The sequence below is a fragment of the Anaerococcus lactolyticus ATCC 51172 genome, assembly GCF_000156575.1.
GTDB classification, from domain to species: domain Bacteria; phylum Bacillota; class Clostridia; order Tissierellales; family Peptoniphilaceae; genus Anaerococcus; species Anaerococcus lactolyticus.
In genome coordinates this window covers 30,238-44,742 of record NZ_GG666045.1, presented here as the reverse complement: position 1 = coordinate 44,742, position 14,505 = coordinate 30,238, and the positions used below count along the sequence as shown (strand labels likewise).

Annotated in this window: 14 protein-coding genes; all 14 read right to left on the bottom strand. The window is 37.6% G+C overall.

From position 1 onward, the window contains the following. Positions 1 to 51 (bottom strand): hypothetical protein (locus tag HMPREF0072_RS12805; RefSeq protein WP_114365327.1); only part of this gene is annotated, 51 nt, incomplete at its 3' end. A gap of 274 nt (positions 52 to 325) precedes the next feature. Next, positions 326 to 1,243 (bottom strand): conjugal transfer protein, encoded by a 918-nt coding sequence (locus HMPREF0072_RS02735; protein WP_000975335.1) that lies wholly within the window; start codon positions 1,241 to 1,243, stop codon positions 326 to 328. Between the two features lie 14 nt (positions 1,244 to 1,257). Continuing rightward, positions 1,258 to 2,259, bottom strand: coding sequence for a bifunctional lytic transglycosylase/C40 family peptidase (locus tag HMPREF0072_RS02730; RefSeq protein WP_000769868.1), 1,002 nt, complete (start codon positions 2,257 to 2,259; stop codon positions 1,258 to 1,260). Continuing rightward, positions 2,256 to 4,433, bottom strand: a complete 2,178-nt coding sequence (locus tag HMPREF0072_RS02725; RefSeq protein ID WP_000804748.1) for a CD3337/EF1877 family mobilome membrane protein — start codon at positions 4,431 to 4,433, stop codon at positions 2,256 to 2,258. The genes HMPREF0072_RS02730 and HMPREF0072_RS02725 overlap by 4 nt, the downstream gene beginning before the upstream one ends. 2 nt (positions 4,434 to 4,435) lie before the next feature. Beyond that, positions 4,436 to 6,883 carry a conjugal transfer ATPase TcpF gene (gene tcpF / locus HMPREF0072_RS02720; RefSeq protein WP_000331160.1) on the bottom strand — a complete coding sequence of 816 codons (2,448 nt, stop codon included), beginning with the start codon at positions 6,881 to 6,883 and terminating at the stop codon, positions 4,436 to 4,438. Next, a complete protein-coding gene (locus HMPREF0072_RS02715; protein WP_248601162.1) occupies positions 6,867 to 7,259 on the bottom strand; it encodes a conjugal transfer protein in 393 nt (130 codons plus the stop codon). Before HMPREF0072_RS02715 ends, tcpF begins: the two co-directional genes overlap by 17 nt. Before the next feature lie 88 nt (positions 7,260 to 7,347). Further along, positions 7,348 to 7,845 (bottom strand): antirestriction protein ArdA, encoded by a 498-nt coding sequence (locus HMPREF0072_RS02710; protein WP_000342539.1) that lies wholly within the window; start codon positions 7,843 to 7,845, stop codon positions 7,348 to 7,350. Between the two features lie 116 nt (positions 7,846 to 7,961). After that, positions 7,962 to 8,183: a hypothetical protein gene (locus HMPREF0072_RS02705; RefSeq protein WP_001009056.1), complete on the bottom strand. Its 222-nt coding sequence runs from the start codon at positions 8,181 to 8,183 to the stop codon at positions 7,962 to 7,964. A 42-nt stretch (positions 8,184 to 8,225) separates the two neighbouring features. After that, positions 8,226 to 9,431, bottom strand: a complete 1,206-nt coding sequence (gene mobT / locus HMPREF0072_RS02700) for a MobT family relaxase (RefSeq protein WP_000398284.1) — start codon at positions 9,429 to 9,431, stop codon at positions 8,226 to 8,228. 177 nt (positions 9,432 to 9,608) lie between these two features. Continuing rightward, positions 9,609 to 10,994, bottom strand: a complete 1,386-nt coding sequence (locus HMPREF0072_RS02695) for an FtsK/SpoIIIE domain-containing protein (RefSeq protein ID WP_000813488.1) — start codon at positions 10,992 to 10,994, stop codon at positions 9,609 to 9,611. A 28-nt stretch (positions 10,995 to 11,022) separates the two neighbouring features. After that, the gene (locus HMPREF0072_RS02690) at positions 11,023 to 11,406 is read right to left on the bottom strand and encodes a YdcP family protein (RefSeq protein ID WP_001234286.1); all 384 of its coding nucleotides are present in this window, start codon (positions 11,404 to 11,406) and stop codon (positions 11,023 to 11,025) included. A gap of 18 nt (positions 11,407 to 11,424) precedes the next feature. Then, positions 11,425 to 11,739 carry a YdcP family protein gene (locus HMPREF0072_RS02685; RefSeq protein WP_000420682.1) on the bottom strand — a complete coding sequence of 105 codons (315 nt, stop codon included), beginning with the start codon at positions 11,737 to 11,739 and terminating at the stop codon, positions 11,425 to 11,427. A gap of 393 nt (positions 11,740 to 12,132) precedes the next feature. After that, the gene (locus HMPREF0072_RS02680; protein WP_004816329.1) at positions 12,133 to 13,179 is read right to left on the bottom strand and encodes a sensor histidine kinase; all 1,047 of its coding nucleotides are present in this window, start codon (positions 13,177 to 13,179) and stop codon (positions 12,133 to 12,135) included. Beyond that, on the bottom strand, positions 13,172 to 13,855 hold the full coding sequence (locus tag HMPREF0072_RS02675) for a response regulator transcription factor (RefSeq protein WP_004816327.1): 684 nt from the start codon (positions 13,853 to 13,855) through the stop codon (positions 13,172 to 13,174). Before HMPREF0072_RS02675 ends, HMPREF0072_RS02680 begins: the two co-directional genes overlap by 8 nt. Between the last annotated feature and the right edge of the window lie 650 nt (positions 13,856 to 14,505).

The window sequence follows — 14,505 nt, the reverse complement described above, 5'->3', positions numbered from 1 at the left end:
AATACTCTTATCACTGGGATTTTTATGCATAACCATAGGCATACAAAGCATACAGATATTCTCCGGATACTTTAGAATCACATGATAAAGGTATTCTTAAACTGGGTACAAAAAACTAAGCCCTCCTAAAAAAGGACATCCAATTATTTGTTCCCACTATCAAATTGACAGTTTATTTAAGAATACCTTGCCGCATATTTATTAACTCCTTTTAAATAGATACTTAAATAATAGCACGTAAGAGCATATTTGTAAAGGAATCTCCAATTTTTTATCAAAGAGAGTACGTGATTACAAAATAGCTGTAATAATGTACCAATATTTGTTATTCTATAATCTTCCAATTACTCCCGTTCTTTTCAAGTACCAAATCAAATTGAGATACCTGCGTTGCTTTGGTCTGCTGGTCGATATACTCCACTGTCAGCGATACCGTGACTTGATTATCCTTACGATTGTGAATAGGATTTACCAGTTCTTGAAAGATGTACTCTTTTCCGATTGGTTTTAATATCCCGTCATTCACATAGTAGGAAAGTTCACTGGCTGTCGCTGTAGGATAGAGCTTGAAGAACGTCGTTAAAAACTCATTGATTTCATTGGTTGTAATGGAATCAACCGTCCCCTCACTTTCAATGGCTTTTGGTTTATAACTTGATTTCTTAGGTATGTTGGTAATGGTCGGATTCTTAACCAGTACCATATTTCCAGAACCATCTACATAGACACTCACTATATAAGCAGAGTGGACGGTCTTTGTATTTTCTCCCTCTGTAATGAGCTGGTCTACACTGTAGGTTACATTAAACTCATTGTCGCCAGTTGGCTCTACCGTCCATATCTGAAATCCTCTTACAGAAGACGATACAGGAATATCTTTGCGTACTGTATCAACATTGAGAGCTTGAAGTTCATCTGTCAGATAGCCTTTTAGACTTTCCATTCGATTATCAATGGACTTATCGGATTGCTCCCATGAATAGTAGACTTTCGCAAAGTTCTCTACAAAATTTTCTACATGATGAGTATCAACGTATTCCTTTTCTATGATAGTTGTTTCGTGAATAGTATGAGTATCTATAGCTGTAAAGTGCTTGAATATCGCAAAGCTGAAACTAAGCCCTAAAAGTACCCACAAGGCAATCACAACCTTTTTATGAGGATTGACCTTATAGTAGACACGAGGTTTCTTTTCCTTTGGTATCTGTTTTTCTTTATTCTGATTTTTTCTAAATTTCATCATTAAATCTTCCTTTCTCATTGTTTGATTCGTCCTGCTCCCACTAAATGCTGTTGCCAGTAGGGGCTTGTTAAGTCGGCATAACCGATTGGGTCGCCTGCATGAAACATACGGTTATTGCCAAGGTATATCCCAACATGAGTAATATAAGAGCCAGCGTTATAGGTAGAATGAAAGAAAACCAAATCGCCAGCTTGTGCTTCCGATAGTGGGATATGCTGGGTCACATCATATTGCTGTTGTGCGGTTCGTGGTAAGTTAATTCCAGCTTTTCCATACGTCCATTGTGTCAGTCCGCTACAATCAAAAGAAGTAGTCGGGGAAGCTCCACCGTAAACGTATCGCCAGCCCTCATATTTCAGTGCTTCGTCCATGATGGCTTGTACCGTATCATCATCAAACTCTGTTGTGACAAGATACTGCGTTACCAGTTGCACATAAAACATATTGCCATAGTTGTATCGCCAGCCCCCATTGATAGGTATGGCTATGGGATTGGGGTAAGACACTTTTTCGCCACCTGAATACTCTTTTGAGAAACTTTGAGCCAGTTCAAAGGTATATTTATTTCCACGATTAGCCACATACCCTAAGAAACCACCACCATAATTGTAGGACTGGATAACCGATTCTAAATCTACACTGAGCCTTTCGCTACTGGCTAATAATTCACTGAAATACTTCACACCTTGCTTAATGGATTCTTCTGTACTCAATGAATTAGGTGGAAGACCGAGGGATTCCGAGGACTGCATAACATCTTCCGCAGTACCGCCCGATTCCACCTGTATAATCGCAAGAAGTATGTTGACATATTCTTCAACGCCATATTCTTTGGCATATTTTTCTACCATAGGCTTATGAGCCAGCACTTCTGCGGAAACATTCACACCTCCATAATGAATATTGGAAATTCCGCTGTCCTGTTCATCTGAAAATAAAATGGCAACAAACAGAAGCAGTGAGAAGACCATCAAGAATAATCCAGAACCACCAATCACTAAAGTTTTCAACTTCATGGTTTCTTACCGACTTTCTTAATGGTGGCGGTTTTGATTGGTGGTCTACTTCTTGTATTTTGTAGTGGTACTCTTTGAACAGTAGACGGACGTTCTTTTGTGATTGGACGTTGTGAAGTTCTATCTGCTGTAGTGGTTGAAGTTGCTGGCTTTTGAACGGTTTTTTCTTGAACGGTATTGCCTTGGCGTTCCACTTTTGGACTTGAAAAATCGGACTTAACTGCTGGACGCTCTTGTTTGGCTTGTTGAGATTCCTTATATGAAGTCTGAATATTAGACTGTTTTGAGGTCTGTTCATCATGATATTGTTCTTGTCTTGTAGTCGGTCTTTCATGAACAGAAGAAGCAGGCTGTTTTTTCTGTTTGACCTGTTCCATTTCAGAGCGACGCTTCGCAATGGTTTTTCGCCTTTGTTCCTGCTGTTCCTTGCGTCCACTGGCTCTGTCCGCTTTGGTTTGAGAAATACTACTGGTTAAATCACGGACATTCTCTTTTACTTTGGATTTTCCTTGATATACTGCATATCTTGCATTGGTCGGCAAATCTTTAACCTGTTCTTTCAAACCACTAGCAGTGTCTACCATTCTGTCTTTGGTATCAGCTACTGTACCGATGGTTTGACCGATACGTTTTCCAAGTGTTGATTTTTCCTTTCCGTCTGGTCGGGAGTGATCTGCTTGTGTCCTTGCAGAACTCCCCGAACCCGACTGTCCTTTTTTACCTGTAACAATGGCAGACCCAGCCCCTAGAGTAGTCATGGAACGTCCAAGTTTCCGCTGTAGACGGTGCATGTGAGCGTGCATAAGCATACGAGGTTTTCTCATCACACGACTTCCCACACTTTGAGAATCGTTACTCTGTAGAGAAAACATACTCATTAAATCGCCCAGCTTGAAGTAGATTCCTGCAAAGGTCACAATCTGTAGAAAAGCAATCAAAAAGAACGGATAACCAGCCGATAAGGTATAGAGCATGGTTGAAATACTAAATGCTGTCGTAATAATCAATGTGATTCCAGCTCGTGTCAAAATGGTATTAAAGAGCTTTGTTATGGCTCGTTTTGACATACCATCAAATGATGGAATCATGCTTAAAATAAAGCTCACAGGCAGAAACATAGCATAGATGATAAAAAGTACCTGCGAGAAAATCATGATTCCTGTTAATAGGAATACAAATATGGAAATCCCAATATTGAAGACAAATAGGAAGAAGACTGTACCTAAACGGTTAATGGTCTTTGTAATGGTTAGATTGGTATTGCTTCTGTCTTCAATTTCTTCCGCAACAATTTTTTCTCTGTCTTCGCCATTGTTGGAATCTGGGCTGGTGGAGAGCAGGCTTTCCACACGGTCAATACCGATACTTTCAATGTCTGAACTGTTGTATTGAAGCAGTAGCCACGGTTGCTGAACCTGTATGGAAAACAGGCTATCTCTGATTAAGTCCACGCTGTCCTTGCCTTGACTATCGGAATGGGGCATGACAATCTTCGTGCCAAGTGATAAACTGGCATTACTGATGTCTGATGAAAAGTCATTGATTTTTTTAATGTAGTCGGGAGCGTAGGCAATAAAGGAAGCCGATAGGATAAACACCAGCACAAAATTCATAATGGCATGAATTGCCTTTGTGGTTTCTCTCTTTATCAGTCCCGTATAGGCAACATAAACCCCAAGAACCAAAATCAAGAGTAAGAGGAATCCAACATAGAAACCCTCTGTTGAAAATCCGTTTGCACTCACACCAGCTAAGGTCTGCATATTCTTACCAATGGAATCTGCTGTAGCGGAAATGAAGTCTAAGGAATAGGCTTCCTGTACTAAGTAACCTGTCGCATTGGAAACATACAAACTGATTGTCCAAATAAAATTGGTAATGGCATATAGTCCATACATGACCTGTTTTCCAATCCCGTCCGACCAGTTCCACGGAAGCCAGCCCCAGCTATTATCCACATAAAAATCCAGTTGATAGTTTTCAAGTGGGTATCGGCTGTATTCATTTGCCACATTGACCGTATCATCTACCAAGCCCGCAGCTTGAACCACCGTTCCCAGCATGGCTAAAAGAAAAATGGCAATCACAAGTGTGAAAGCCACTGTCATTGCCACTTTACCTAGACGTTTCAGCGTCCAGTTTGATTTTATTCTGTTTACTATTGATGGTTTCACATTTACACCTCTTTTCGCACAGGTGGTCTGGTATCAAAGGCATGGAGCAGTTCTTCAAATACAGGGTGGAACTGTATCACACCGACACGACCATATAAATCACTGATAAGGCATTGCCCGTTTTCCAAATCACGCAATCGCTTCTGATTGTTTTCGTCCTCTGGGTCTACACCAAAAAAGGCTAAGGTCTTTTTAATCTCGTTAAGGTCAGTGGAACGAAATGCAAATTTTAAGCCGAGGTTATTTTTCAGTTTTTCATCTAAGAGGTCGTCTGTATTTTGGGTCACGAAATATACCCCAGCGTTCATAGCACGACCAGCCCGAACCAGCTTCATAGATAGTGTTTTTCCTTGTGCTACCTGTAAAAAGCTCCATGCTTCGTCTAAATCTACAATCTTGAAAATGCTTCGGTCTGTATGGATAAAGTCTAAAGCAAAGGTACTAATGACAATCAGCATAGCAACGGATAAAAGCTCCATAGTGGTATATTCCTCAAAGGAAGTTTCCTTGTCGGGAAGTACCAAGTCCGCAACCTGTATAATGTTCAGTTGTTTTTCTAAGCTGATAGACTGCTCCACATAACCATTACTGAATAATAAATGTGCAAAGTCATAGTCTGTAAAACTTTCGATATGGTCGGCTATACTGGTACTTAGTGGCGTATTCTCAACCCGTAATTCCTCAATCACTTTCATCAACCCTCGTACTTCACTATTGGTTACTGCACGAATGGCTTTTCTAAGGATTGGGAAGCGTTCCCCATCACGAGAGGAAATCCCCGTAAGGAATGTCAGAATATCAATAGCCAGTGATTCAGAATCTTTGGGATTTTTCATAATCACATAAGGGTCAAGTAAGCCTTTGTTTTTCTCATCAGAAGTCAGAGTGACGATATTGATTTCATGGGAAATCTCTGGCAAGGTTTCTTTCCATCTGCCACGTTCTGCTTTTGGGTCTACAATCACTGCTTGTGCCCCATAAAGCACCGCATAATAGACGATAAGGTTATTCGCAAAGGATTTACCACCACCCAGCGAACCAACAAAAGCCGACGCTAACGCATTGGTTACTGAACCCTTAACCCCTTGACTGGCAAGAGCAGGTTTCAGATAGACATTGCGTCCAGTATCTAAGCTGTAGCCAACATAAATCCCCTCATTTTCCCCCAGCATTTGAGTAGCACCAAAACCTAAACCAGCGAGGAAATCAGAGGTCACGTATTGAATATAATCATTCATATAACGCTTGCTGGCAGGTAAAAATTCTTCATGTAAGCCGAGCATATCCCCAAATGGTCGTACCAGTTTTACGCTTAAATCGTCATAAAAATCTTTCACTTCATTACAACGACGTTTGAGTTCGTCAAGATCATTTGCTGATACCCTTACCACATAAGACAGCTTGTACATAGATTCCTTGCTTTGGTCTAAATTGGTTTCCAGCTCATTCACACTTTCCAGAGCTTCCGCCACATTGGAGCTGGTTTCATTATCACTTTGCCAAGCGTGGTTATCCAAGTCTTTCAGTTCTTTCTTTTTATTGCGGACAGTAGATAGGGCTTTACGATTCGCTACAATTTCCACATTCATTGACGTATCAATCGGGAATGTAAATTGCTGTTGCTGGTAGTAGAAGATTTCAGAGGACGGGAAGTCCAGTTCTCCGACAATGCTGTTAATGGTAAAGTAAGCTACATAGACGGTTTCATCTTCCTGCTGGATTTTCAAATATCGCTGTTTTTCTTCCACCAAACAGCGAGTAGGCTTAATCAAGTCATAGTATTTAATCAGCGTTTCATTATCCAGCTTTTTCTTTGATAGATGGTACTCATACTCTTCATAGGCAGTGCCTGTCTGTCCGTAAAGGTGTTCAATCAGATAGCCGAAGTCGTCCTTATCTAACCTGCGGATTTTGAAACGACGAGAGATTTTATTTTCTAAGAGCTTTTCCATCTTCTGAAAACGCAGGATTTCATCATTACTCATACTAACAAAATCGCCCATCAGCTTATGGTTCACATCATAGACAAAATCAGACAAAGCATTTTTTGCTTCAACGGTAAGACTTTTCATAGAAAACTCCTGATCGTTGAGAAGCAACTTAAAGCCGATAAAGAAACGGTAGTTCACTTGATTTTCGCCAATCATGGATATTAAAGCGTCTGTCTGTTGGTCGATTTTGTCATAGGCAACCGCTTTGAGCTTGCCAGTGACTTCATTTTTGGAACGCTCTTGTGCAGAACGTATGCTGGATTCTGTACTGATTTGTAAAGCATGAATTTTGCCATCACGATTTTGTGCGATAAGCTGTCTGAAAGAATCATGCACTTGTATTTTCTGTTCTGGACTTAGAAATGAGTAATTGTAAGGAACAAGCTCATAGTAAGCATAACATTCCCCGTCTTTATTCCAGACGAGATTGTTTTCAATGTATTTAATTGGATATGCCATAAAATTCACTCCTAACTGCTGTAATGGCTTCTTGTGGCTGGTTTCTGCCAAGCGTTACTTTTTTTCCTGCATAGGTCAGCTTTGGTCGCAGTGCATAAGCAATGACAGACTTCAAAAATCCATAAGGCTTTTTACCATCAAAAGTTTTTGTAGACATAAACCATGTGAAAGCCACAGGAATCCCAAAGTATTTGAGAAATGCTCCCTCTATCATGGAAAGAGGGGGCAAGTTGCCAAGTATCATCACTGAAAAGAGTGACACGACAAACCATGTCATTTGCGTAAAGGTTATGGGAAACGGAAGTCTAAAATCATTGATAGAATACAGTACCTTTTCCACAGACCAGATACTGGTATAGCTTCGTATTTTCTTCATGTAATCAATCCTTTCATAAAAAATAGGGGTAGCTGATTGAGCCACCCCGTAAAATAGAAAATCTGCCAGTAGTAATGTACCGACAGATTTAATAGACGATTTCAAAAATCCCATGATTGGTTGAGATAAACGTTCCTGAAAGGTCTAAATCCCGACCATAGGCTTGATAATCAATATAGTTTTGAAGACTAGCTGGTACTTCGCCTAAAGCACCCGTTTCTTCAATGTAGTAGCGTGCCACGTCATACATATCATCACAATCGGAATGAATGATAATATCCTCTTGATGTTCGCTTAGTTCTTCAATGCTTGAAAAATGAGTGAGCAGAGCAGATAGCTCCGATTGTAATTCTTCGGGTAATTCCGATACCATTTCCCATAGTCGATTGAGTTCGCCAATGGAAGTGTATTCGTCAACCGTAAAGGGTAACTCGTAGTCATGAATGGCGTATTCCTCATATTCATCATTCAAGCCGATTTTCTCTTTGACTTCCTCAAAGTCAATGGGAAAGGTAAACCACGCACCGACCAATTCGCCCTCATTGTATTTGCCTAAATTCGCAATATAGACTTGCATATCGTCCATATATTCACGTCCTTTCTTTGTAGAGATTCAAAAATCCCTACCGCACTTCGTTTGGTGTACCATTCCTTTGCGGAACATAAGAAAACCACTTATATTCCACAAAAGAACGGTTTTATTTAAGCACCAATAATGCGATTGAATAGCTCTAGTAAAATGTCTTTTACTCCAGCAGCGTTGAAGACTAAGCCAACCGCAATAATCGCAATAATTAAAAAGCCAATCAGTTTGCTAAACTCACGCTTGAAGCCAAGATACAAGCCAATCACAACGATTGCTAAAAGCACCAGTGATTGAGCGTTTGATAGAAACCAGTTATAAAGGTTTTGTCCAAAATTCATAAAAATGTTCTCCTCTCTATATTCAATGAATTTGTATTTGAGTTATTTTTTTGTTGTTATCACGTCCTGTTCTTTTACTGACTGTTGCTTCAAAATCTGCTTGTGTCGGTCTGTCAGTTTCGCATGGTCGAGAATGTCTTTTACAACCTGCGTCTGGTTGATTTCATCAAGTTTAATCGCAACCTTTAAGGTCGGGGCAACTTGATGAGATAGCCAGTTCAGCGTCCTTTGGAAGGAGTAAGGCTCTGGTTTTGTGGTTAGTTTTAATCGTTCACGATTGTTCCCAATAAACCAAGCCCATTCTTCATTCAGTTTCCAATCAGAACGAGGTTTGGAATCGTCTTTATCTACAAAACGGATATACCGATTGATAATTTTAAAGGCGGTATGCTCTGGATTGTCATAGACGAGTAAATCACGGACTGCATAATAGGCACGCTCATTTTTCAATCGAATCTCAAAACGGTTTTTTACTTCTGCGTCTTCAATGGGAATATCATTTTTCTTGTACTGCTCGTAGTCCTTTTCATAGATACAGAAATAAACTTCACTTTGTAATGAACCGATATAGAGGGTGTTTCCCATACATTCCTTTTCCTCTTTGCGTACCAGTTCGCCACTGCGATAGCTTTTAAAACTGCGGAAGACGGAGATACATTCTTCCTGTTGGCACTTTTCAGTGAGTACAGGGATATTCAAAATCCCTGTCTTATCGTTAATGGCAAGGTCAAGGCGTTTCATCACACCGCCAGCCACCAAAACGTCCATAAAGAACTCATACCAGCTTCTTTGTTGTGCCAGAAGATAGCTTTCAAATTGTCTGCACCCACGACCTTTCAATTCCACCAGAACTCCTTTGTCCAGTTCATGGGAGCAAAGGACGAATATGTCGCCTAAAGCATAATGCTCTGAATAAGAATAGAAACCATAGTCCTCATGAAGAAAATAGGACAGTTTCAGTTGTAAGATGTTTTCGACCACCTGCTGTACGTCTGTTGTCGGAAAGCGAATCCTTACATAATCAAACAGCATTTCAAGGGGAGCGTCGGGATTGAAGCGTTCCAGAGCTTCCCAAAGGGACTGCTGTAAATCCTCTGATGGCTTGACTTTTCCTGTTTCAATATCGCTTAGATACTGCCTTGTAATACCAGTCGCAACAGCTAAACGGTTTTGAGATAGTCCATAAGCCAAGCGTTTTTCTTTTAAATGCTGTAACCAAGTTTGTTCATTCAGTAAAAATCCCTCCAATCAAAAAGGCGTATGTCAACTTTTAAAGCCCATTTGACATACGCTGAAATTTTGTAAATCCCTTGTAACCAAAGGATTTTCTAATGTTTTTTTGACTGTTTCCTGTCGATTTGTACCCCCCTGTTAGATACGGGGGGTTAAGTGCTGGCGTGGCTATTGCCACACCAGCCAGCAAGATCAGTCCACACCTGCGACTTCCGCTTCGCACGTCGCCTGCGTGGACTGTCTGCTGTTGGATAACTTTTTAATTTCCTCCAAGAAATCATATCCTTTTGGTACAAGGGGAGTATAAAACTCTGATATGACACTTGTTCCTACATCAACATAGCCACGACCTTTGATTCGCTTTAAGAAGAAATCCTTTTGTACGTCACTGCCAAACATCATGCCATAGCCCATTTCAGACATACGACCTAAAGCCACTCTGAAATTAAACTGATCACGGATTCCGTCGCCTAAATATTTTGCGTCTGGACGTTGACAAGCCAGTATTAGAAAGAAGCCAGCTTGACGACCTAACATGACAATCTGTTTCAGCTTATTCATAACTGCGGTGTTTTCTTTTGTTCCCAGCATTTCCATGAAAGCGACGTATTCATCAAAGATTAAGAAGTGTGCCGGGAGACCTAAGTAAGCATAATTTTTGCCAGTCTTATAGTTCTTCATCTGCTTCATTTCCTCACTACGTTTCATCATTTCTTCATAGAATGTTTCAATGCAAGAAAGCAAGTCTTCTTTTCTATAGTAGACATTTGCCATCACAGAACCTAAGTCCGCAAGGTCAGCATTTTTCGGGTCAAGAATATACAGTTTTGAATCTGTATGAAGCAAGGCTTCAATCAGTGTCAGTATAAAGTAAGTTTTACCGCCACCTGTACCACCAGCAATCAACATATGAGGGAGCTTATCATATTCCCACCATACGTTTTTCATTAAGCGAAGTTTACCATCTTTAGCTTCTACTTCATCAATAGAAATACGACTGGCTATGGTGTCATAGAGCAAAGTATATTCCACATAGGAATCCTTTAACTCTTTATCCGTCAGCTCACAGTACAAGCCACTCTCTAATTTCTTTTCCAAGTGTAAGAGTTGGTCTTGATATTTTCCCAGCGTGATTTCCACCCGTATCTGTATCAAGCCATTTTTAAGTCGATAATACATTTTAGGGAAGTAGGTTATCTTTTCCTTTGTACGACCAGCACTATCTTTAAAGAAACCCTCTGTTTTGACCTGTTCAGATTCATACCACTTGTTTTCAAGTATCATCTTTGCCAGTTTTTGACGGTGGTAAAGTTGTTTAACCGTATCATAGCGAACCCGTTTGAATACAAACGCTACCAGCAAGCAGATAAGAATTGCGACACTGAAACTGATAATTAAATAGGGAATGTCAATCTTATCTGCTTGTGATAGGTTAAAATCCTGCCAGTTGATCTGCTGGATTGTCTTCACATGAAACAGTCCGACAACCAGCAGGAAAACAGGCAGGAGTGACGCTATCGTAAAATGAAAGACTAAATCTTTACCAGATGGGCGAATCCTTTTACCACGCTGTTTCATGCGAAAAAGTCTCCTTTCTACCTAGCGACTATTTGTCTTGTGTCGGTTCTTTCTTTGCTTGTGGTTGAGCTTTGAATGAACTAGAATCCTTTGTCAGCACAATATCGTCTGCCTTGATATACCAGTCAACATCTGCTCCTTGATAGGTGGCAGTAGCAACGGTGTCCGCAATGGGATTGATAAGTTCCACCCGTGCGTTATAATCAAACTCTTTCAAAGGCACGCTGGCAGGAATACTTACTTGAATCATGCGTCCTTGTCCTTTGGATTTTAAGTCATAGGTACGTTCCTTGATTTCATCTGAAACCGACCCGTCTTCATTTTGGATTCTCACTTCACGACGTAGAGCAGAGAATTTCAATTCTCCAAAAGTCGTGTCTTTATCTAATACAATGCCATTTGCTAATCTCATCATTTTTCCTCTCTTTCTTTATTCTTTTATCATGTCGTCAGCATGTAAAAGGTAATTTGTAAAACCACGAGTGCCGATTTTGTAGCCCTCTGCGGTAATACGTGGATTGACTAACTTCACACGTTCCTCAAAGCCGAAATGTTTTTCGCCAGCTTCAGCAGGAAGCACCACCACAATATCATCTGCTCTTTGAACATCAGAATAGAGATTATAGCTTCTTGATAAGACAGTTAGCCGTCCGTTGATTCTTCGCTGAACGACTTTATCCTCGCCAGCAAATTCTAAATTGCCGAATGTTTTTTCCATGTTGGGAATCACAAATTTAAGTTCCATATTTTTACCTATCCTTTCTTTTTTATTGGCTGAATGAATGTTTGATGGTCTTAAAGAGTGGGGAACGACCTTTTGATTCTTGATTTTTTGTTTTCATAAGTTCACTTCCTTTCAAAATCGGGTAAAAAAATAGACACCTCATTTTTTGAAGTGTCTACCTATTAAATATTCAAATTTTATTGGAAGTATCTTTATATCTTCACTTTTCAAGGATAAATCGTCGTATCAAAGCTCATTCATAAGTAGTAAATTAGTAGTAAATTGAGTGGTTTTGACCTTGATAAAGTGTGATAAGTCCAGTTTTTATGCGGATAACTAGATTTTTATGCTATTTTTTAAAAAATAAAAAAACACCTTAATTATGTAGTTTTATACATAATTAAGGTGTAATCCTCATTTATTTTTTAATCTTACAATGACAATAACTTCATTATTAGAACTTTCTACCTCTATCTTACCCTCATGTAATTCAATAATTTCTTTTGCGATAGGTAAACCTAAGCCAGATCCCACTTTTTTTGAATTTCTTGCTAGATTTAATCTAGTAAATTTGTTAAACATATTTCTTATCTGCGCTTCTTCTAGTGTATCGGCCTTGTTAATAATTTTTAATATTACACACTTATACGTTTGATATATTTTAACTTTTATCTCTGTATTTGCATAAGAATATAAGATTGCATTTTTTAAAATATTCTCTAAGGCTCTTTTCATTTTATTTGGATCGACATTTACAAATATTGAGCCTTCACTTGAGATATTTATCTTATGATTATTCTCTTTCATCATAGGATAAAGCTCATCTCTTAATTGTATTAAAAAATATTCTAAATCAATTTTTTCTTTATGAATACTAAATTCACCATTATTTAATCTAGCAATTTCAAAAAATTGGTTTATAAGATCTTCTAATCCTAATGCTGTTTCTAATAATTGTCTAATATATTTCTCTCTTTGCTTATTAGGCAAGTCTTTCATTTCATCGAGCATTGATAAATATCCAATGATAGATGTCAAAGGAGTTCTTAAGTCATGTGCTAAGTAGGTGATTAAATCATTATCTTCATTTTCTCTTTTTTTAAGCGTATATTCTATCTCTTTTTGTTTAAATTTTAATCTATTTATGGAATCTTCTAAAGTTTTATAAGGAGTCGGGAAACTAACAACATTCTCATCCAAATCGTCTATTTTTTTGCATAAGTCAATATAATCTTTCTCTAATTTTGAAAATTCTTTTATTATAATAATTAATATCCCCAATAATAAAATAACAAAAAAAATCAGATCCAATCTATTAACAAAAAATTCGTGTATTTCATTATTAAATCTAAAAATATTGCTATCTATTGCAAGCATACAACTTAAAACTATAATTAAAAATATAGCAATTTCTTTTATCAGCTTTTTCAGAATACTTTCAAAGTATTTATCTTTATCCAATCTTATAACCTACCCCCCAAACAGTTGTTATTATATTATTTTTTTCTCCTAATTTTTCTCTAATATGCCTAATATGAACTGAAACCGTATTGTTTTTTATATAATATTCATCCGGATATATTTTATAGAATAAATCTTCGGATCCTAGTACTTCAGATTTTTTCTCTAGTAATGATTTTAAAATAATAAATTCAATAGGAGTTAAATCAATTTCCTGTCCATCAACTAAAACTTCTCTTGATTTGATATTTAAATCCACATTTTGATAAGTTAAAATATTTCCTGTACCTTCTTTAGTTTTTAAATTATAATTATTGTATCTTCTTAATTGAGCCTTTACTCTAGCAACTAACTCTCCAGGTAAAAATGGTTTAGTTACATAATCATCCGCTCCAAAGGTTAAGCCCTTAATTTTACTTGACTCATCATCTTTTGATGTAAGCATAATAATTGGATAATTAAAAGACTCTCTAATCTTTTTGCATAAATAATATCCATCTTTATCAGGTAACATAATATCTAAAATCGCTAAATCAAATTCTTCTTCCTTAATATATCTAATTGCTTCCTCTGAACATGTTGCCTTTTTTATAATATAATTTTCATTTTCTAGATATATCTCTATTAAATCTAAAATACTTTCATCATCTTCTACTACTAATACTGAGTAATTCATAACTAAATTTCCACCATTTTAAATCTATCACTTTTGTCAAAACAACTTTAAAAAAATAAAGAAATTTTTTAATTAAAAGAATCAAGAAGAACAATACAACATCCTTTTAATGAATTAAATATATCTTTCTAAATTTCTTAAATCTATAATTTTTGATTTAATATACATTTCTTTCGTTGTTTATAAATGTCTACTTATAGATATTGTACCATTATTCTTTATCTCATTTCAATATCTATATCTACTATATTGATAATAGATTGTCTTTGCTGTCATCACATATACTATATCTTTTAAAAAGTTTTCGTCTGTTCTAGCCTTCTAATCGTCTTTTCTTTTTCAGACTTCAAATCCAAAACATTTTAGCTTTGTTGGTTTAATAACTTTGAATTTTGTTGCATTTATTTTAATCCTAACTTCTTTTCTATACATTGGTTACTAAAACTATTACTCTATTTGCCACTACACTGTTTGCTACTGTTAGTATACTGTAATCTACATATCTAACCAACCTTAATATCATATTCATGTTCATCAAGTCAGGTCGTTCCTCTCTTCCACATATCTCCATGTGAAATTTCAGGATTGCTATGGAATTCGTCGACAAATACGCTGTTTAGGGACTTTCACCCCAGTATTGGAACTTGCCC